The 19,029-nt window shown below is 34.3% G+C and carries 16 protein-coding genes and 3 pseudogenes; all 19 read left to right on the top strand.

Annotated elements, in window-relative coordinates; all coding sequences use genetic code 11:
* Positions 1–127 precede the first annotated feature (127 nt).
* The 19 genes and pseudogenes from AC1DKZ_RS25320 to AC1DKZ_RS25410 all read left to right on the top strand — a co-directional run bounded on the left by AC1DKZ_RS25320 (position 128) and on the right by AC1DKZ_RS25410 (position 18,984).
* A complete protein-coding gene (locus tag AC1DKZ_RS25320) occupies positions 128–631 on the top strand; it encodes a nitrous oxide reductase accessory protein NosL (protein WP_044444442.1) in 504 nt (167 codons plus the stop codon).
* A gap of 289 nt (positions 632–920) precedes the next feature.
* Entirely contained in the window at positions 921–1,793 is an 873-nt protein-coding gene (locus AC1DKZ_RS25325) for an ankyrin repeat domain-containing protein (RefSeq protein ID WP_002029673.1), read from the top strand.
* A 170-nt stretch (positions 1,794–1,963) separates the two neighbouring features.
* Positions 1,964–2,644: a GNAT family N-acetyltransferase gene (locus AC1DKZ_RS25330; protein ID WP_404448661.1), complete on the top strand. Its 681-nt coding sequence runs from the start codon at positions 1,964–1,966 to the stop codon at positions 2,642–2,644.
* A gap of 307 nt (positions 2,645–2,951) precedes the next feature.
* Positions 2,952–3,517: pseudogene (locus tag AC1DKZ_RS25335) on the top strand (glycerol-3-phosphate responsive antiterminator).
* A complete protein-coding gene (locus AC1DKZ_RS25340; protein ID WP_476997293.1) occupies positions 3,514–4,611 on the top strand; it encodes an ABC transporter ATP-binding protein in 1,098 nt (365 codons plus the stop codon). Before AC1DKZ_RS25335 ends, AC1DKZ_RS25340 begins: the two are co-directional and overlap by 4 nt.
* Positions 4,611–5,544: pseudogene (locus AC1DKZ_RS25345) on the top strand (carbohydrate ABC transporter permease). The gene AC1DKZ_RS25340 and the pseudogene AC1DKZ_RS25345 overlap by 1 nt, the downstream one beginning before the upstream one ends.
* Positions 5,541–6,362: a carbohydrate ABC transporter permease gene (locus AC1DKZ_RS25350; RefSeq protein ID WP_113937864.1), complete on the top strand. Its 822-nt coding sequence runs from the start codon at positions 5,541–5,543 to the stop codon at positions 6,360–6,362. The pseudogene AC1DKZ_RS25345 and the gene AC1DKZ_RS25350 overlap by 4 nt, the downstream one beginning before the upstream one ends.
* Positions 6,363–6,389: 27 nt before the next feature.
* The gene (locus AC1DKZ_RS25355; RefSeq protein ID WP_404448655.1) at positions 6,390–7,766 is read left to right on the top strand and encodes an ABC transporter substrate-binding protein; all 1,377 of its coding nucleotides are present in this window, start codon (positions 6,390–6,392) and stop codon (positions 7,764–7,766) included.
* A gap of 419 nt (positions 7,767–8,185) precedes the next feature.
* A complete protein-coding gene (locus tag AC1DKZ_RS25360; protein ID WP_219300285.1) occupies positions 8,186–8,890 on the top strand; it encodes a metallophosphoesterase family protein in 705 nt (234 codons plus the stop codon).
* Positions 8,891–9,102: 212 nt separating this feature from the next.
* Positions 9,103–9,774 (top strand): response regulator transcription factor, encoded by a 672-nt coding sequence (locus AC1DKZ_RS25365; RefSeq protein WP_113937945.1) that lies wholly within the window; start codon positions 9,103–9,105, stop codon positions 9,772–9,774.
* Positions 9,771–11,021 carry a sensor histidine kinase gene (locus AC1DKZ_RS25370; RefSeq protein WP_476997294.1) on the top strand — a complete coding sequence of 417 codons (1,251 nt, stop codon included), beginning with the start codon at positions 9,771–9,773 and terminating at the stop codon, positions 11,019–11,021. The genes AC1DKZ_RS25365 and AC1DKZ_RS25370 overlap by 4 nt, the downstream gene beginning before the upstream one ends.
* Before the next feature lie 236 nt (positions 11,022–11,257).
* Entirely contained in the window at positions 11,258–12,079 is an 822-nt protein-coding gene (locus AC1DKZ_RS25375; protein WP_219300281.1) for a transporter, read from the top strand.
* A gap of 43 nt (positions 12,080–12,122) precedes the next feature.
* Complete coding sequence (locus AC1DKZ_RS25380; RefSeq protein ID WP_431182338.1) at positions 12,123–12,851, top strand: C39 family peptidase; 729 nt, start codon at positions 12,123–12,125, stop codon at positions 12,849–12,851.
* Positions 12,852–13,147: 296 nt separating this feature from the next.
* Entirely contained in the window at positions 13,148–14,119 is a 972-nt protein-coding gene (locus AC1DKZ_RS25385) for a cache domain-containing sensor histidine kinase (RefSeq protein WP_476997295.1), read from the top strand.
* A pseudogene (locus tag AC1DKZ_RS25390) lies at positions 14,116–14,160 on the top strand (hypothetical protein); the annotation flags it as partial. The gene AC1DKZ_RS25385 and the pseudogene AC1DKZ_RS25390, both read left to right, overlap by 4 nt.
* A gap of 150 nt (positions 14,161–14,310) precedes the next feature.
* Positions 14,311–15,129, top strand: a complete 819-nt coding sequence (locus AC1DKZ_RS25395; RefSeq protein ID WP_476997304.1) for a methyl-accepting chemotaxis protein — start codon at positions 14,311–14,313, stop codon at positions 15,127–15,129.
* A gap of 78 nt (positions 15,130–15,207) precedes the next feature.
* Positions 15,208–16,806 (top strand): sensor histidine kinase, encoded by a 1,599-nt coding sequence (locus tag AC1DKZ_RS25400; protein ID WP_476997296.1) that lies wholly within the window; start codon positions 15,208–15,210, stop codon positions 16,804–16,806.
* Between the two features lies 1 nt (position 16,807).
* Positions 16,808–17,515, top strand: coding sequence for a response regulator (locus tag AC1DKZ_RS25405; RefSeq protein ID WP_431182340.1), 708 nt, complete (start codon positions 16,808–16,810; stop codon positions 17,513–17,515).
* A 122-nt stretch (positions 17,516–17,637) separates the two neighbouring features.
* A complete protein-coding gene (locus tag AC1DKZ_RS25410; protein ID WP_016093372.1) occupies positions 17,638–18,984 on the top strand; it encodes a 2-hydroxycarboxylate transporter family protein in 1,347 nt (448 codons plus the stop codon).
* Positions 18,985–19,029: the final 45 nt, after the last annotated feature.

A 19,029-nucleotide genomic window follows, 5' to 3' on the forward strand; every position in this document is an offset into this window, starting at 1 on the left:
TGTAGAAGTAACTGCACATCTCTTTTTTGTTCCATATATTACAAAAAGAACATTGTTTTTTCACAAATCTCACACAACCTTTTGGTATTCTTTTCGTGGAGTATACGGTTTCTAGGGAGGAATATTGATGAAAGTAAAATATGTCGTACTTGCTATATGTTTATGTTTCATATTTACGATAGTAGGATGTGGGAAAAAAGAACTAACAGCTGTTGCGATTAATGAGAAAAATGATAAGTGTGACATTTGCCAAATTGGGGTAATCGATAATCAATTCGCAACCGAAATTATTTTAGAAAATGGAAAAGCATTAAAGTTTGATGATATTGGTTGCATGTATAAATGGATGGAGATCAATTCAGGTGAAAAGACGAAAGAAAAATTTGTTCGAGATTATGATTCGAAAGATTGGGTTTCGTTGGAAGATGCTACTTACGTATATGATAAAACAATAACGACACCGATGGCTTATAATGTCATTTCATTTAAAAATAAAAAAGATGCAGAGAGTTTTGTATCTAACTATAAGGGGAAAGTTCTTTCGTATAAAGAGTTATCAGAGCATAAATGGGAAATGAATAAAGAGATGATGGGAAAACCGAAAACAGGGAATCACGGTGGGCATCATTAATAATAGAAAAAGACAACTATATAGTTGTCTTTTTCTATTATTACTCAGGTGCAAATATAGAAAAGGTGTAAAAATTTTAGAAGAACGGTTACAATGGAATATAGTAACCTAAAGCAATCATTTATGTACTTTTTAGAAATGTATACAAATGCGGTAAAAACGTGCTAAACTAATTGCTTCATAATGTTAATGATGAGGCCATCAGGCGTATCATTCCAATAGGTTGAGAAACATAGTATAAGTTTAAGATAATCCGATTAAAGAAGGAATCTAAAGGGCTTATGGATAAATGTACTCAAGAAGAGTTATTGTATGTGATGGAGGAATGGTTAAGAAAACATTATCTTTCATAGGAGCTGTAGTTGTGAGAAAACAAAAAATTTTATTATGTATGTTATTAGGACTTTTAATGACGGTAGTGGCTTGCGATAAGCAAGAAGAGCCAGAATCAAAACCGGTTCATGTGAAAAACGAAAAGAAAAAAGAGAAGCATAAAGAACAGGAAGAATCTAAAGAAGAAAAAAGTATAAATTTAATGGACAAACAGTTGCTACTTTCTGCGACGCTTGGAGACACAGAAACAGCTATGAAGCTGATCCAAGATGGAGCGAATATCAATGTAGAAGGTGACAACGGAGAAACGCCTGTCCTTGCAGCGACGTATCAAAATCATGTAGAGACAGTTAAAGCATTAATTGATGCGGGTGCTGATATTGAAATTCAAGACGAAAAACAAAGCAATCCATTTCTTTATGCAAGTAGAGAAGGATATACGGATATTGTAAAAGTATTAATTAATGCAGGAGTTAATACGAAGGAAACGACTAAGTCAGGTGGAACAGCACTTATTTCTGCATCTGAGCGTGGCCATGTAGAGGTTGTTAAAGAATTATTAGAGCATACAGATATTGATGTGAATTATAAGAATGAACGTGGTGGAACAGCTTTATTAGAAGCAATTGTATTAGGAAATGGTAGTGAAAGTCATAAGAAAGTAATTCAAATGCTTATTGACCACGGGGCAGATGTAAATATGGCCAATAAGGAAAATATTACGCCGCTGCAATATGCTGAAAAAAGAGGTTTTAAAGATATTGCGAATATGTTGAGGATAGCTGGAGCGAATGAAGTAGTACAGCCGCAACCACAACTGGCGGAATAACAAGCTGAAGAAATAAAAAGCACGAAATAATCCCATTTAGATAGACAGAATGAAGAAGTCATTTTAGTATGATGGATTCAGTAATGTGTATTTAAATGGGATTTTTGTTTTGAAAAAATGGATGGATGCTATATCGAGAAGGCTACAAATAGTAATTAAGGAGGGTATAAATGCGATTTTCAGAACTTGAGTTAATAGCAATTCAGGCAGAAGTTTTATTTGTTCATAATCAAGTAGGAAGAATAAAGTGTGTAAATGAAAATGGAAATCTGAAAGCACCACGTTTTTTTCTTAGCAGAACTCGTGAAGGGAATATAACGAGGTATCATTATAAACTGCATGGTGAAATGATAAGTAAGATTGAGAAATTAATTCGAGAATGCTCAAATCACATTGAGATAGCAAAGATCATTAAAGTATTAAATGAAGAGAGAACGGTGGAGAATATTTGGGTGGGTCCTGCTTTCATGTTCCCTAATAATTTACATAAGCCAACTAGAACAATACAAATAACAGAGAAGAATAAAGAGCTTTTGCGAGAAAATTTTTCTAATCTAATAGAACAGATGGAATGGAGGCAACCTTATTTTGCAATTGTAAAAAATGAAAAGGTAGTTTCTATATGTTGCAGTGCCAGAAGTACGCCCGTAGCTGCTGAGGCAAGTGTGGAAACTTTAGTGGAGTTTCAAGGGAATGGATATGGTGCTGATGTCGTTACAGCCTGGGCACTATCAATACAAGAGGAAAAGCGCATTCCGCTTTATAGTACTTCTTGGGATAACTTTGCTTCGCAAGCAGTGGCAAGAAAACTAGAATTGATTAATTATGGAATGAATTTGCATATCACTTAAATTTTAAACACAGTTGTTTGCTGTTGGAGTTTATTCGCATATCTAGATTATTGTAAAAGTAATATGGTGAATATTAACATTCGATTAACATCTAATTAACAATTTATCAAAACTGACTTAATAAATGCGTAATATAGTAAAGGTAACATAATAACTAGGGTAGAGAACATTTGAGAACACCCGCTTACATATAACGTGCCGCTTTCTTAAGTGTGCTCTATTCCCTAGAGTTCAAATAAGGAGAAAGGTGTTCTATGTAAGTAGGTGTTTTTAGTTTGGATAAAAATAGAAAAGCTAGGTGGAATAAATGTTTAAAGAACCTTATATTGCGATGATAAAGGATTGGAAAGGGTACAAAACATACAAAAAATTACCGAAAACAGTTTTTCTTATGACTGGTTCAATGCTGGAGTTACCAGAGCGTGTATATGAACTACAGAAACATGGACACGATGTATTCTTCATTGTGATTTTATACAAGGCTTAAATACGAACACAGAGGAAGCACTTTTATATATTCAAGATGTTATCGGAGCACAAGGTATTATTTCGACAAAGGGATCGACAATTCGAAATGCCAATAAAATTGGATTGAAAACGATTCAACGCATTTTTATTGTTGATACTTTATCTCTTACAAAATCAATTGAAAATTGTAAAACGACTAAACCGAATGCAGTAGAGATTATGCCTGGCATTATGCCTTCTATTATTAAACAGCTAGCGGAGGAAATAAAATTCCCTATTATTGCAGGTGGGCTGATTCAAACGCGAGAGGATGCAGAAATCGCAATTCGTGCAGGAGCAAGTGCAATTTCAACGAGTCATTATGAAGTGTGGATACAAGAAGAAAAAAGGAGTGCAACCTTGTGATTGAATTGAAAAATGTTTCAAAGGTATATAAAAATGCGGAAGAGACAGCAGTTAAAGACGTATCAGTTCATATTAAAAGAGGAGAATTTTTTGTTTTAGTTGGACCTTCGGGATGTGGAAAAAGTACATTATTACGAATGCTGGCTGGTTTAGAAGAAATTTCTTCGGGAGATTTAATTATTAATGAACGTGTTGCAAATGATTTAGAGCCGAAAGACCGTAATCTATCAATGGTATTTCAAAATTATGCGTTATACCCACATTTATCTGTAGAAGAAAATATTTTATTTGGACTTAAGGTAAGAAAAGTACAGAAAGAAGAACGACAAAAACGATTGATGGAAGCTGTTGAGATGGTAGGGTTGAAGGAATATGTCAAAATGAAGCCTGGGCAACTATCAGGTGGGCAAAGACAGCGTGTTGCACTTGCTAGGGCCATCGTCAGTCAAGCACCGATTTGTTTAATGGATGAACCACTTTCGAATTTAGATGCGAAATTACGTGCACAGATGAGGATTGAAATTAGAGAAATTCAGCAACGATTAGGAATTACGATGATTTACGTTACTCACGATCAAATAGAAGCAATGACTATGGGAGATCGTATTATGGTTTTAAATAAAGGAACTATACAACAAGTTGGAACACCGCTTGATATATATAACGAACCAGCAAACGAATTTGTTGCAAGTTTTATAGGTTCTCCTTCTATGAATATAAATGATGGGGAAGTGGATAAAGAAAAAGGCATATTACATATAGGGCAATTGCAAATTCCATTATCTATTGGACAGTTAAAGCAATTACCAGAAGGAATAATTCGAATCGGCATGCGTCCTGAGCATATTGCACTGTCTGAGGAAGGACAAGAAGTTACGCTGCAATCTGTAGAAGTATTAGGGAATGAATCTATATTAAACTTTGCGGTAAATGGAACAACTTGGAGTGCGAAAGTCATCGGACAGTTACTCCTGAACAAAGGTGACAAAGTAAAATTATTATTCTCGCAAGAAAAACTATGCTTCTTTCACCAAAATACGAATGAAAGATTAAAAGTGGTAGCTGAAGAAGAGTTGAAAGTGGTGGCGAAATAATGATTGAAGTAGGTAAGTTACCAGTTCAAACAACAGTGTCAAAAAAGAAGCATTTATGGGGCAGAACGAAAGATTTAAGAATAGGATTATTGTTTTTGGCGCCATCTATTTTGTTATTTTCAATTTTTCTTTTCTATCCATTGTTTAGGACGATCTACTATAGCTTTTATTTAACAGATATACACGGAGAAGCTAATCTTTTCGTTGGCTTAGAAAATTATCAATATTTATTTTCGGATCCTGCTTTCTACAAAAGTATAAAGTCAACTTTATTATTTGTTTTTATATACAGTGCCTACTAGCATTGTATTCGCCTTATTTCTTGCATTAATTGCAAATGAAAAAGTAAGAGGGATCGGGTTATTCCGAGTACTGTTTTCTTCAACGATGGGAATATCAGTAGCTGCTAGCGCAGTGATTTGGCTATTTTTATTTCATCCAAGTGTAGGGTTATTTAATAATATATTAGCCTCTATGAATCTTCCTGCAATCGCATGGTTAACGAGTCCAGAATGGGCACTGTTTTCTGTATCGGTTACAACGGTTTGGGTGAATACAGGATTTGCATTTTTAGTTATATTAGGTGGTTTACAAAATATTGATACGTCTTTATATGAGAGTGCATCTATAGATGGTGCTAGTTATTTATATAAGCTTCGCCGCGTCACATTACCGATGCTATCACCAACTTTATTCTTTATCGTGACAGTAACGTTAATTAGTGCGTTCCAAAGCTTTGGACAAATTGATATTTTAACGCACGGTGGACCGAATGATGCAACGAATTTAATTGTGTATTCAATTTATAAAGAGGCATTTGTGAATCATCAATTTGGAACAGCAAGTGCACAAGCTATGGTATTATTTATTTTCATTTTCATTGCTACATTACTTCAATTTAAGTTTGCTGAGAGAAAGGTGCATTATAAATGATCGTTAAACAGTGGAAACAAAATTTCCTATTATACATGCTGCTCATTATTAGTGCAGTAATGGTGTTTTTTCCTGTACTGTATGCGTTTTTAATAAGCTTTATGACACCAGACGATATTCAAATGAGAAGGTTATTTCCAACTCAATTTACTTTTGATAATTTCATTAATATTTTTCAAAAAGTACCTCTTTTTACATACTTATATAACAGTTTAATTGTATCGACAGTTGTTATGCTTGGACAACTTATCGTATCCAGTTTAGCAGCTTATGCTTTTGTTTTTCTTCAGTTTAAAGGTAGAAACTTAATTTTCTTCTTGTTTATTTCAACAATGCTTATTCCGTGGGAAGCAACGATGGTACCGAACTTTTTAACGATTCAAAACTTCGGATGGATTAATAGTTTTGCTGGGATGACGGTGCCGTTTTTTGCAACAGCTTTCGGTATTTTCTTACTACGTCAACATTTTATGACGCTTCCGAATGAACTGAAAGAAGCTGCTTTTATTGAAGGTATTGGAAATGTAAGGTTTTTATTCAGCGTAGTAATGCCGTATTGTAAAACGAGTTTTATTACTCTTGGAGTATATAGCTTTTTAACAACGTGGAATATGTATTTGTGGCCGCTTTTAGTAACCACTGATGAAAAAGTAAGAACGGTTCAAATTGGTGTAAAGCAGCTTCAATCTCAAGAAGTTGCAACTGATTGGGGCAGTGTAATGGCCGGTGTTACGGTTATCGTCATTCCAACATTGATTTTATTATTTTTAGGGCAAAAGCAATTACAAAAAGGATTAACAAAAGGTGCAATTAAATAAGCATACATAGGAAAAGGTGGGATTGAGATGAGTTTATTGAAAAAAAGTGCTGCTCTTTTAATGGCAGCCACAATGGCATTAACCGGCGCAGCTTGTTCAAATAGTAAAACAGAGGGGAAACCTGAAGCACAGGCAAAAGTAGCTCCTGTTGAAAAGAATGGTGATAAAACTGTAATCCGTTTCTGGCATGCAATGGGTGGAAAAACACAAGGTGTACTAGATGGGCTTGTTGCAGACTATAATAAGTCGCAGAATAAATACGAGATAAAGGCAGAGTTCCAAGGAACATACGAAGAGTCTTTAACGAAATTTAAAACGATGTCTGCAACGAAAGAAGCGCCAGCTCTTGTTCAATCGAGTGAAATTACAACGAAGTATATGATTGATAGCAAAAAGATTACGCCTATCGATAGCTGGATTAAAAAAGATAAGTACGATACATCAAAATTAGAAAAAGCAATTACGAACTATTATTCAGTTGATGAAAAAATGTATTCTATGCCGTTTAATTCATCTACACCAGTATTAATTTATAATAAAGATGCTTTCGCAAAGGCTGGATTAGATCCAGAGAAAGCTCCGAAAACATATGCAGAATTAAAAGAAGCGGCGAAAAAGTTAACGATTAAAGAAGGTGGAAATGTAAAACAGTATGGATTTTCAATGCTGAATTATGGTTGGTTCTTTGAAGAATTGTTAGCGACACAAGGTGCTTTATATGTAGACAACGAAAACGGCCGTAAAGATGCTGCAAAGAAAGCGGTATTTAACGGTAAAGAAGGACAGAAAGTATTTGGAATGTTAGATGAACTAAATAAAGCTGGTGCACTTGGAAAGTATGGAGCAAGTTGGGATGATATTCGTGCTGCGTTTCAGTCTGGACAAGTTGCTATGTATTTAGATTCTTCAGCTGGTGTTCGTGATTTAATTGATGCATCTAAGTTTAATGTAGGCGTTTCGTATATTCCGTATCCAGAAGATTCGAAACAAAATGGTGTTGTTATTGGCGGTGCATCATTATGGATGACGAATATGGTTTCAGAAGAAACGCAGCAAGGTGCTTGGGACTTTATGAAATATTTAACGAAGCCAGATGTACAAGCAAAATGGCATACTGCAACAGGATATTTCTCAATTAATCCAGATGCATATAATGAGCCGTTAGTAAAAGAGCAGTATGAAAAGTATCCGCAGTTAAAAGTAACGGTAGAGCAATTACAAGCAACGAAGCAATCTCCAGCAACTCAAGGTGCATTAATTAGTGTATTCCCAGAATCAAGAGATGCAGTTGTAAAAGCATTAGAAGCAATGTATGACGGGAAAAATAGTAAAGAAGCGTTAGATGAAGCTGCAAAAACAACAGATAGAGCAATTAGTATTTCAGCTCGTACGAATCAAAAATAAGAGAAAGCCGTATCCTTATGAGGGATACGGCTTTCTTTATAAGGAGATAAGGGATCAAAGAAATGATGAATTCTTATCTATTTTATATGAGTAAAGGGTCTAGAAAGAATCTTGTCCTTTTCATTATTTGTTTAACTCCATTGCAACTTGTTTACCATTTACGAAAACCTCTGCCACTGCTACTACAACTTCCATCACTTTTTTCATATCTCATCTCTCCTTGTTTTTTGTTTCATTTCTTACTTTTAGTATAAAGAAATATAGTGATTGCAACTATCGAATTGGATGACAAGAGACTTACAGTGTTGTAAGGATAATAGTTTTATTTGTAATAAATGCTATTTCGGATTAGTATTCAGAAATTTCCTTCATTTTAATCTATAATTAGAAAGAGAATGGTTTAGAAAGAAGGAGAAGAAATGAAGAGAATACTTGTTATTAGTGATATTCATGGAGAAATAGAAAAGTTCGAACAGTTATTGGAAGAAGCTCAATACGATGCAAGACAGGATCAATTGATTTTATTAGGGGATTATGTAGATCGTGGTCCAAATGCGCGTGCAGTAATTGAAAAGGTAAAAGAGTTAAAAGAAGAGGGAGCCCTCGTTCTAAAGGGCAATCATGAAGATATGATGATCAAGGCGTTAACGACTGATGAGGAACGTTCATGGAACCATTGGGTAAAAAGGAATGGTGGAGATAAAACGTTATATAGCTATGGATTTGTAGAAGAAGACATTGCGGTTAATGAGGAAAACTTCCAAAAACCGATTTTACAATCTCATATATTAGAGGAACATGTAACGTTTATTCAAGAATTAGATCATTACATTGAAACAGAAGAGTATATCTTTGTACATGCTGGTGTTGAGCCGATGAACCGAGTTTCTGAATCTGAACCATATACATTAATGTGGATCCGTAATGAATTTCATAATGGATATAGCGGCGAAAAGGTTGTTGTATTTGGCCATACGGAAACAAAAACGCTTCATGGTAGTGAGAATTGCGGAGTGTATTTTGGTAGTAATCGTATTATTGGAATTGATGGCGGGGCTGTGTATGGTGGTCAGTTAAATTGTTTGGAGTTGCCAAGTAAAAAGGTATATGTAGTAAAAAATTGAAAGAGATAAGAGGAATCTTATTTCTTTCAATTTTTTATTAAGCAAAATTTAAGAAAGAGCCTTTATAATAAAGGTTCAAAATTTTATATCGAGCAAAACTTTAGAAGGAAATAGTTGAAAATGAAATTACATAATATGATTACATTATTTCGTTATGAAGAGAAGAGATGCAATAATAAAGAGAGTTGAAATAGATTGTGGAAGGTGAGAATATGCGCTTACTTGTAGTAGAAGATAATGCCTCGTTATTAGAGTCTATCGTACAAATTTTACGCGATGAATTTGAAGTAGATACAGCATTGAATGGAGAAGATGGATTATTTCTAGCTTTACAGAATATATATGATGCCATTTTGCTTGATGTGATGATGCCAGAAATGGACGGTTTTGAAGTGATTCAAAAAATACGTGATGAAAAGATTGAAACACCAGTCCTGTTTTTGACAGCGAGGGATTCTTTAGAAGATCGAGTGAAAGGGTTGGACTTTGGTGGAGATGATTATATTGTTAAACCGTTTCAGGCCCCTGAATTAAAAGCGAGAATTCGTGCATTACTACGCAGAAGTGGTAGTTTAACAACACAGCAGACCATTCGCTATAAAGGAATTGAATTGTTCGGAAAAGATAAAGACATTCAAGTAGATGGACAAGGTATTAAGCTGACATTAAAACAATACGAGCTACTAGAGTATCTCATTCAAAATAGCGGGAAGATTTTAATGCGTGAACAAATTTTCGATCGTGTTTGGGGATTTGATTCGGATACAACAGTAGCCATAGTAGAAGTGTATGTTCATCATTTACGTAAAAAATTAGAACCATTCGGTTATCAGAAAGATATTCAAACTGTTCGTGGTATTGGATATATATTAAAAGAACAATGAAAAAGGGAAGTATGTTTCAAAAAACACGCATTCGTTTGACTATAGTAAATTCATTAGTTTTTATCGTATTAATTGGGGTATTAGGCAGTATAATTTATTTATACACATATAATCGAATTTATGGTGCAGTAGATAAATCATTTGAAAAAATAATTGAATATAAAGATGGGGTTAAATCTAAGAATCCTCCAAAGGGAGGCATGAAAAATATTCAAATTGGGGATCCAAGAGTCATGAAGTTGTTCTGGAAGGGAAATACAATCTCAATGGATGAGAAAAACCCTAGATTTTTCTCTATTTTTACAGAGAATATTCCAGCTTTTGCGCCAAAGAAATTAGGAGTTCTTCAGGATATAGAAGTAAAGGGGCATTATTTCAGAACATTAGCGTTTCAGGATGACGGACAAATTGTGCAAATCGTACGTGATACAACAGCCGAAAAAGAAATGATAAATACTTTATTTTTAATTCTCGTTATAGGTTGCAGCATAGGAAGTCTATGTGCAATAGGAATCGGCTTTTTCCTAGCGGGTAGAGCACTCATACCGATTCAAAATTCATGGGAGAAACAGCAGCAGTTCGTTTCGGACGCATCGCATGAATTAAGAACACCACTTGCGGTTATTCAATCAAAAACAGATGTATTATTCCAGTCACCATCTGCGACGATAGAAGAAAAGGCGATGGATATTTCTACAATTTCAAAGGAATGTAGACGGCTATCAAAACTAGTTAACAATTTATTATTGTTAGCACGTTCGGATTCTAATCAAATCGAGATGGATAAGAAAACATTTGAAGTGGATAAATTGTTAGAAGAAATAGTAGATCCATATAAAGAGATTGCTTCTTATCAAGAAAAAGAGATGATATTAAAAGTAGAACGTGACATATCGTTTATTGGCGATAGAGAGAGAATTCATCAATTGATGGTCATATTGCTAGATAATGCAATGAAGTATACGAATGAAGGTGGACATATTCAAATTACTTGTATGCAAACGAGTAGTTCGATTCGCATACAAGTGAAGGATAACGGGATAGGAGTTAAAGAAGTGGATATTCCAAAGTTATTTGATCGTTTTTATCAAGGAGATAAAGCAAGAAGTATGTCAGAAGGAGCTGGGTTAGGTCTTTCAATCGCTAATTGGATTGTAGAAAAGCATTATGGGAAAATATCGGTGGAGAGCAAATGGGAAGAAGGAACTTGTTTTGAAGTGATTTTCCCTAAAAACCAAAGAATATAAGTGAGAAGACGATCTTGTTTTTACAAGGTCGTCTTTTTTTAAGGGAAAGTTAAGAAACAACTTGTATCATGTATTACATCATGGAAACTTGTAATAGAAAGAGATGTTGGAGTAGATATTTTTGGATGAATTAGATGAATCATACTGTTATTTTTAACGGTGATGAAGTTGATGTATAGTATTAAAAAAATTATGGGAAAGATGGAAACAGAAAGCGTGAGAAGGAGGAAGAAGTATTGAAAAAGAAAATGATGACGGTATTCATTATTGGAGTAATGAGTTTAAGTATATTAGGGGGGGCCTCTCCTTCTGGGATGACAAAAGGAAAGACAGATTACACGCAGCGTAGTAAAGAACAATTAAATGATGGGAAAATACATGCAATGCATACGGAAGAAAAAGCGGAAAAGTTAGGCATTGAAACGGATGGGAAAGAACAAATTACGTTAGAAAAAGAAATTCATGAGACTGAGGTAGGAAGAGAAGCAGAACAATTAGGTATTTCGGCAGAAGGAAAAGATGTCGGAACTCTTTCAGAAGAAATCTATGAAACAAAAGTGAAGCAAGAAGCGTCAAAACTAGGCATATCTATAGATAATACATCGATTGTGAATTTGATTACTCAAATTAATACGATTAAAATTAATGATGAAGCGGATAAATTAGGTATTTCGACAAATGGAAAAGAAATAGAAGACATTGCGGAAGAAATCTATGGAACGAAAGTAAGAGAAGAAGCAGGAAAGTTAGGTATTTCTCAAAAAGGAAAAGAGATGGAAGATTTAGCACAAGAAGTGTACGAACAAAAAGTGCAGGGAGAAGCAAAAAAATATCATATTGATTTATACGGCAAAGATATATATCAAGTATTAAGAGAAATTAATGAACAAAAAGTAGTAGAAATGGCAGATGAGCTTAATATGGATAGAACGAATATAGGCATTCAAGAGCTAGCGGAAAAAATAAAACGAGAACAACCTGAAAAAGGAAATGAATTAAAATTTGTACCGATGATTCAAACAGATGCTGATGCGTTTTATTCGTATTTAACGAATTAAAAAGGGCGTGAGAGTGATACGAAAATGGAAGTGGTATATATGTATGTCCGTACTATGTATAGGGGTATGGGGTGCATATACAAATGGGATTACAGAGTATGTGGAGAAAGTAAAGGGATTACTATTATCAAGTATACAAAGTCAAAAACGAATAGAGTTTAGTAATAACGATGAAAAAGTCATGTTATCAAATGTGCCTTTAATTCAGCAATTACCAGAGTTAGATAGAGGCTGCGAAGTAACAAGTTTAGCGATGATGTTACAATATGCGGGTGTTTCTATAGATAAGATGAAATTAGCGAGTGACATCAAAAAGGTAGATTTTTTAGACGATGGTGTAAGAGGAAATCCGAATGAAGGATTTGTGGGGAACATTTATACGTTTTCTGAATCGGGATACGGTGTATATCATGGACCGCTTTTTCAATTAGCAAAAAAATATTTACCGAATGAAGCTATAGATTTAACAGGAAAAAGTATAGAAGAAATTTATAAGAGTGTAAAATCAGGACAACCGGTAGTCATGATTACAAATGCAACATATGCCCCACTAGATGAGGAGGAATTCACTATATGGGAAACAAATGGTGGAGATGTTTCTATTACTTATAATGAACATTGTGTTGTACTTATTGGGTATGATAAGGAATCTGTATATATTCGAGATCCACTTAATGAAAGCCCGAATATCAGTGTATCGAGAGAAGATTTTGAAAAGGCGTGGGTACAGATGGGGAGTCAGGCAATTAGTTATATAAAGAGCTCTAAATAAATTAGGACGGAGAGTTTTAACAATATAGCTATAAGGTGAAGGATAGAGATTTAAGGAATTATAAGAGGAATTTTGTAGGATGTGTTTTTTTGAATAAAAGTTGTTAAGAAACAAGAGAACTTTAGCCATATATAATGCTAAAGTTCTTTTATTTTTATCATTAAAATACCTAGAAGCAGTGAATATGTAAAAATGCATAATTGACGAAAAAATTACATGTTATCATTATATATTGTTTTATACATGTTGATTGTATAAAATTACACAAGTGTTCTATTACATAAAGGAGGCTTATTATGCAAAATATATTCAATTGGGTTAAAAGTATGAGTATCAAGAAAAAATTAATCATTTCATTTTTTATTATTTTAACTATACCAGGACTTATTATCGGTGGTGTTTCATATCAAACTGCCAAAACGAATTTTGAACATCAAATGACAGATAAAGCAAAGGAGAATATTTCAGTTTTAAATACTGTTATTTCTCAAAATATAGAAGAGAAATTTGTTGATGCGACGTACTTTGCAGAAATCTTAACAGAGGATACATATCCAAATGGACAAGAAGAAATAGTAAGAACGAAGTTAGCACAATATATAAAGCTTCATCCAGAAGTAGAAGGTATTTATATTGGAACGCAGACGGGAAAGTTTATAAGAGAACCATTTATTCAAATGTCTGATGGCTATAATCCAACAGATAGATCGTGGTATAAAGAAGCGCATGAAAATAAAGGAAAGGTAATTGTTACTGCACCGTATCAATCAGCATCTACAAAAAATATGGTAGTGACAATTGTTAAGGAAGTAAAAGATGGTAAAGGTGTTATAGGGATTAACTTGAATTTGGATAACATCCTAAAGGTTTCAAAAATGATTAACATTGGTGAAAAAGGCTATGCAGTTATTTCATATCAAAATAAGCAAATTGTTAGTCATCCATCTAGAAAACCAGGTTCAAAGGTTACTGAGCCTTGGATTAAACCAATTTATGAAGACAAACAAGGAAATGTATCTTATACAGAACAAGCTGATAGAAAGAATTTAATCTTTGCAACAAATGAGAAAACAGGATGGAAGATAGTTGGAGTTATGTTTGACGAAGAAATTACCCAAGCTGCGAATCTAGTGTTTTATAAAACTTTGATTGTCATTGCTATCGCTATTGCATTTGGTAGTGTATTAATTTATTTCATTACAAATTCTATTACAAGGCCATTACGAAAAATAGCTGAATCGGCACATAAAATTAGTAAGGGGATTTGACAGAAAAAATTACTATTTACTCCAAGGATGATATAGGAAAATTAGGGGATTCATTTAATGAAATGTCTACCTCTTTACAAGATGTGATTACCCAAATTAGCTTTTCAGCAGAACATGTTGCAGCATCGGCAGAAGAATTAACAGCGAGCGTACAGCAAGCGAATGATGCGACAGATCAAATTACAATTGCAATGGAACAAGTATCAGGTGGGGCTGAATCACAAAGCCAAGGTGTTGAAGAAGGTGCGGCTACATTACAACAAGTAAATACAGCAATTCAAAATGTAACTGGAAGCGCGGAGTCAATTTCCATCTCCTCATTACATGCGAGAGAAAGAGCTGAAGAGGGAGAAGAATTGGTTGAACAAACCGCAAAACAAATGCAGTCTATTTCTAGGTCGGTATCCCAGTCAGATGCTATTATTAAACTTCTTGATGAGAAATCAAAGCAGGTAGGAGCTATTTCTGAAGCAATTCAAACCATTGCTACTCAAACGAACTTATTAGCTTTAAATGCGGCTATTGAGGCAGCAAGAGCAGGGGAACAGGGCCGAGGCTTTGCTATTGTAGCAGATGAAGTAAGAAAGTTAGCAGAGCAATCAGGAGAATCATCTGGAGAGATTGCAAATTTAATTGCAGAAATTAAGGCTGATATTGAACATACTGTTAAGGCAATGGATAATGTGAGTGGGGAAGTTCAGCAGGGCTTAGATGTTGTAACGAAAACGAAAGTAAGTTTTACAGAAATTTTAAGTTCTACTACTCATATTGTTTCTCAAGTTAATCAAATGGTAGAAACAACGAAGAGAATCGCTGGAGATGCAAATGAAGTGACAAACGCTATTGATGAAATTGCAGCGGCTGCAGAAGAAAATACAGCTAGTATGCAAAGTGTTGCAGTTTCAACAGAAGAACAAATAAATTCGATGGAAGAAATTAGTTCGGCTTCGCAAAACTTAGCTGAGATGGCCGAAGAACTACAAGCAATGACTAGTAAATTTAAAGTATAATAACAGCAAATAAGTAAGGTGAAAATAATATCACCTTACTTATTTTTATATTCAGTAATTAGGGGAGTCATTAACGGGATGAAAAAAAGAAAAAGACTATGGAATTTATGGAAAACGATTACATTGTTAGTTTGTACAGTTGTAATTTTTTCTTTACTTGTTACAGATATATTAATTAGTCATAATGTAGAGCGGACAACGGAGGATAGCCAGGCAGAGAAAGCGAAAACAATTGCACATATTGTGGCGAATGATTCGATTGTAATCGATGGTTTGATTGGGAAAGCAGATACTTCTGCAATTCAAACGTATACAAATAGAATATTAAAAAACACAGGTGTTCAATTTATTGTAGTTATGGACATGAATGGAATAAGAAAATCACATCCAGATCCTCAAAAAATAGGTCATCATTTTATTGGGGGAGATGAAGGGCCTGCATTGAAAGGAAAGGAACATGTATCGCTAGCAGAAGGAACTTTAGGTATTTCAATGCGAGTGTTTGTACCAATATTTTCTGAAACAGGTGAACAGCTTGGAGCAGTAGCTGTCGGTATTTCAGCAGATAATGTAAAAGAAAGAGTTAAGCAAAGTAGGCATATTATTTATATTGGTGTCGGAGTTGGAGTATTAGTTGGGATTATAGGAGCAATATTGCTAGCTAGACATATAAAGAAAAGTTTATTTGGTCTTGAGCCGCATAGGATAGCAAAAATTCTTGAAGAAAGAAATACGATGTTGCTGTCGGTGAAAGAAGGTGTTATTGCTGTAGATAAAGAGGCGAATGTAACTTTAATAAATAATGAGGCAAAACGATTATTTAAGAAAAGTGGACTTGAAGAAGACTTTATTGGTAAAGATGTTGAATTGTATATGCCGAATTCACGTATAAAAGAAGTGTTGCAAACAGGAGAGGTACAATTAAACGAAGAACAAAAAATTTATGGGATTACGATTGTTACTAATCGTGTTCCTTTATATGTAAAAGGAGAAATAGTTGGTGCAATTGCAACATTTCGTGATAAAACAGAAATTAGAAAATTAGCAGAAGAATTAACTGGTATTAGGCTATATGCGGAAGCATTACGGGCTCAATCTCATGAATTTATGAATAAAATGCATGTCGTATTAGGGTTAACACATATGAAGCAGTATGAAGAATTGCAGAAATATGTAAGTAGTATGGTATCAGAGCATCAATATGAAATTGGGGGGATTATGAAAAAAATTCAAAGCCCAGTATTCGCTGGATTTTTACTAGGTAAACTTAGTTATGCTAGAGAGAAAAATATAAAGTTAATTATAAAAAAAGATTCTTATTTACCAGAAATATATGATGAGCGTATCATTCATGAACTGATCACCATTGTCGGAAATTTAATTAATAATGCATTAGACGCAGTGACGAACTGTGAGAAGAAACAGGTTGAAGTTGGAATACAATATGGGGATACATTAATTATTACAGTACAAGATACAGGGAAAGGCATAAAAGAAGATGAAATTGATGCATTATTTATAAAAGGTTATTCCACAAAGGGTGATAATCGGGGGTATGGTTTGCATCTTGTAAAGGAAAGCATACAGCGAATAAATGGGGAAATTTATGTTCATTCATTGTTAGGAACGGGAACGACAATAACGATTGAAATACCTAAAAGTAGGGATGAGAGATAAGATGATCAAAGTTTTGATTGTAGAAGATGATCCGATGGTTGCGATGTTAAATACGCATTATTTAGAGCAAGTGGGAGGATTTGAGCTTGTCCATGCAGCTAACTCAGTTAAAGAAGCGATAGAAGTATTAGAGAAGTCACGAGTAGACTTCATATTACTTGATATTTTTATGCCTGAGGAGACTGGATTTGAGCTTTTAATGTATATTCGAAATCAAGAAAAAGAAATTGATATTATGATGATTTCAGCTGTGCATGATATGGGAAGTATTAAAAAAGCATTACAATATGGAGTTGTAGACTATCTAATTAAACCATTTACATTTGAACGCTTTAAGGAAGCATTAACTGTGTATCGAGAAAAATTTACTTTCATGAAAGAACAACAAAAAATTAGTCAATCGGAATTAGATTCGTTAATTTTACAAAAAGAAAAAAGAGAGTCCTTTGACTATAAAGGGCTTCCAAAAGGGTTAACAAAGCAAACGTTGCAACTAATTTGGCAGAAAATCGAATCGCTTAATGGACAAGCATTTACAACTGATGAAATGGCGCAATTAGTAGGGGTTTCGAGAGTTTCTATTCGAAAGTATGTAATGTTTTTGACTGAAATCGGAGTATTAGAGAATGAAATGGTGTATCAAAATGTGGGAAGACCGGTGAGTAAATTAAGGTGTATTGACCGGAATAAAATAGACTTTTACGTATAAGCGGCTTATTATAAGTCGCTTATACTTTTTTTAATTACAAAACCAATTACAAAACTTACAAAAACTATTTTTACTATTGAAAGCGTTTTAATATTGTTATTAAGAAAACAAGGGGGTGCCATATGGGAATTCAAAAGAATGTGGAAGCGGTATCATTTTCTGAAGGCAATGAATTGAAAAGTGAATCTTTCGCTTCTAAAATTATGAACGTTAAAATCGGTGTTATACCTTTACCGTTATATGTAGTATTGGCTGCTATTATTTATGGAGCATCTGTATACAATAAATTACCAGCAGATATGATTGGTGGATTTGCAGTTATTATGATTATGGGGATTTTCTTAGGTGACATTGGGATGAGAATTCCAATTTTAAAAAATATCGGTGGTCCAGCAATTCTCTCATTATTTATTCCATCGTTACTTGTATTTTTTAACTGGATGAATCCAGCTTCAATGGAAGCTGCGACTATGTTAATGAAAAAATCAAACTTTTTATATTTATATATTTCTTGTTTAGTAGTTGGAAGTATTTTAGGAATGAACCGTAAAGTGTTAGTGCAGGGTTTCGTTCGTATGTTTATTCCTTTAGTAGTAGGGACGTTAGCTTCTGTAGCAGTGGGCTTATTAGTCGGTTCACTATTTGGATTTGAAATGAAGCAGACATTTTTCTTTATCATCGTACCAATTGTGAGTGGTGGTATCGGGGAAGGGATTTTACCATTGTCGCTAGCTTATAGTGATATTTTAAATGAATCATCAGCAACGTTTGTATCACAGCTTATTCCGGCAGCTATTATTGGGAATATGTTTGCAATCGTGAGTGCAGGGTATATGAAGCGTTTAGGTGAGAAGAGACCTGAGCTTAGTGGTAACGGTGTATTAGTGAAAACAGATAATCAAGCAGAGTTATTAAAAGAACAAAATACAGAGAAGCCAATTGACTTCTCATTAATGGGCGCAGGTTTATTAATTGCGTGTACGTTCTTCATCTTTGGAGGATTTGCTTCTAAGTTCATCGGTATTCCAGGAGCAATCATTATGATTTTCTCAGCGGCACTTGTGAAATACTTTAAATTAATGCCAGCAAAAATGGAACAAGGAGCATTCCATTTATATAAATTTATTTCAAAGAATTTAACTTGGCCGCTAATGGTCGGTTTAGGATTGCTATATATTCCGTTAAAAGACGTAGCGGCAGTTCTTTCTGTAGGATATGTTGTTGTTTGTGCATCGGTTGTTCTTACAATGGTAGCGTCAGGTTTTCTTATAGGAAAAGTGATGAAAATGTATCCAGTTGAATCAGCGATTGTAACTGGATGTCATAGCGGTTTAGGTGGAACTGGAGATGTTGCTATTTTATCAGCTTCAAATCGTATGGAATTAATGCCATTCGCGCAAATTTCGACGCGTTTAGGCGGGGCAGCAATGGTTGTAACAGCGACAATCTTATTAACAATGTTTTCATGATCAAACAAGCTAGCTATATTCATATAGCTAGCTTGTCAAATTAAG

The organism is Bacillus sp. 05T21 (assembly GCF_056396785.1).

What these genes read in the sequence shown, in the direction of transcription:
- AC1DKZ_RS25320 (WP_044444442.1), top strand. Translation starts at nt 128, where the DNA reads ATGAAAGTAAAATATGTCGTACTTGCTATATGTTTATGTTTCATATTT.
- AC1DKZ_RS25325 (WP_002029673.1), top strand. Translation starts at nt 921, where the DNA reads ATGTACTCAAGAAGAGTTATTGTATGTGATGGAGGAATGGTTAAGAAA.
- AC1DKZ_RS25330 (WP_404448661.1), top strand. Translation starts at nt 1,964, where the DNA reads ATGCGATTTTCAGAACTTGAGTTAATAGCAATTCAGGCAGAAGTTTTA.
- AC1DKZ_RS25350 (WP_113937864.1), top strand. Translation starts at nt 5,541, where the DNA reads ATGATCGTTAAACAGTGGAAACAAAATTTCCTATTATACATGCTGCTC.
- AC1DKZ_RS25355 (WP_404448655.1), top strand. Translation starts at nt 6,390, where the DNA reads ATGAGTTTATTGAAAAAAAGTGCTGCTCTTTTAATGGCAGCCACAATG.
- AC1DKZ_RS25360 (WP_219300285.1), top strand. Translation starts at nt 8,186, where the DNA reads ATGAAGAGAATACTTGTTATTAGTGATATTCATGGAGAAATAGAAAAG.
- AC1DKZ_RS25365 (WP_113937945.1), top strand. Translation starts at nt 9,103, where the DNA reads ATGCGCTTACTTGTAGTAGAAGATAATGCCTCGTTATTAGAGTCTATC.
- AC1DKZ_RS25370 (WP_476997294.1), top strand. Translation starts at nt 9,771, where the DNA reads ATGAAAAAGGGAAGTATGTTTCAAAAAACACGCATTCGTTTGACTATA.
- AC1DKZ_RS25380 (WP_431182338.1), top strand. Translation starts at nt 12,123, where the DNA reads ATGTCCGTACTATGTATAGGGGTATGGGGTGCATATACAAATGGGATT.
- AC1DKZ_RS25385 (WP_476997295.1), top strand. Translation starts at nt 13,148, where the DNA reads ATGCAAAATATATTCAATTGGGTTAAAAGTATGAGTATCAAGAAAAAA.
- AC1DKZ_RS25395 (WP_476997304.1), top strand. Translation starts at nt 14,311, where the DNA reads ATGGAACAAGTATCAGGTGGGGCTGAATCACAAAGCCAAGGTGTTGAA.
- AC1DKZ_RS25400 (WP_476997296.1), top strand. Translation starts at nt 15,208, where the DNA reads ATGAAAAAAAGAAAAAGACTATGGAATTTATGGAAAACGATTACATTG.
- AC1DKZ_RS25405 (WP_431182340.1), top strand. Translation starts at nt 16,808, where the DNA reads ATGATCAAAGTTTTGATTGTAGAAGATGATCCGATGGTTGCGATGTTA.
- AC1DKZ_RS25410 (WP_016093372.1), top strand. Translation starts at nt 17,638, where the DNA reads ATGGGAATTCAAAAGAATGTGGAAGCGGTATCATTTTCTGAAGGCAAT.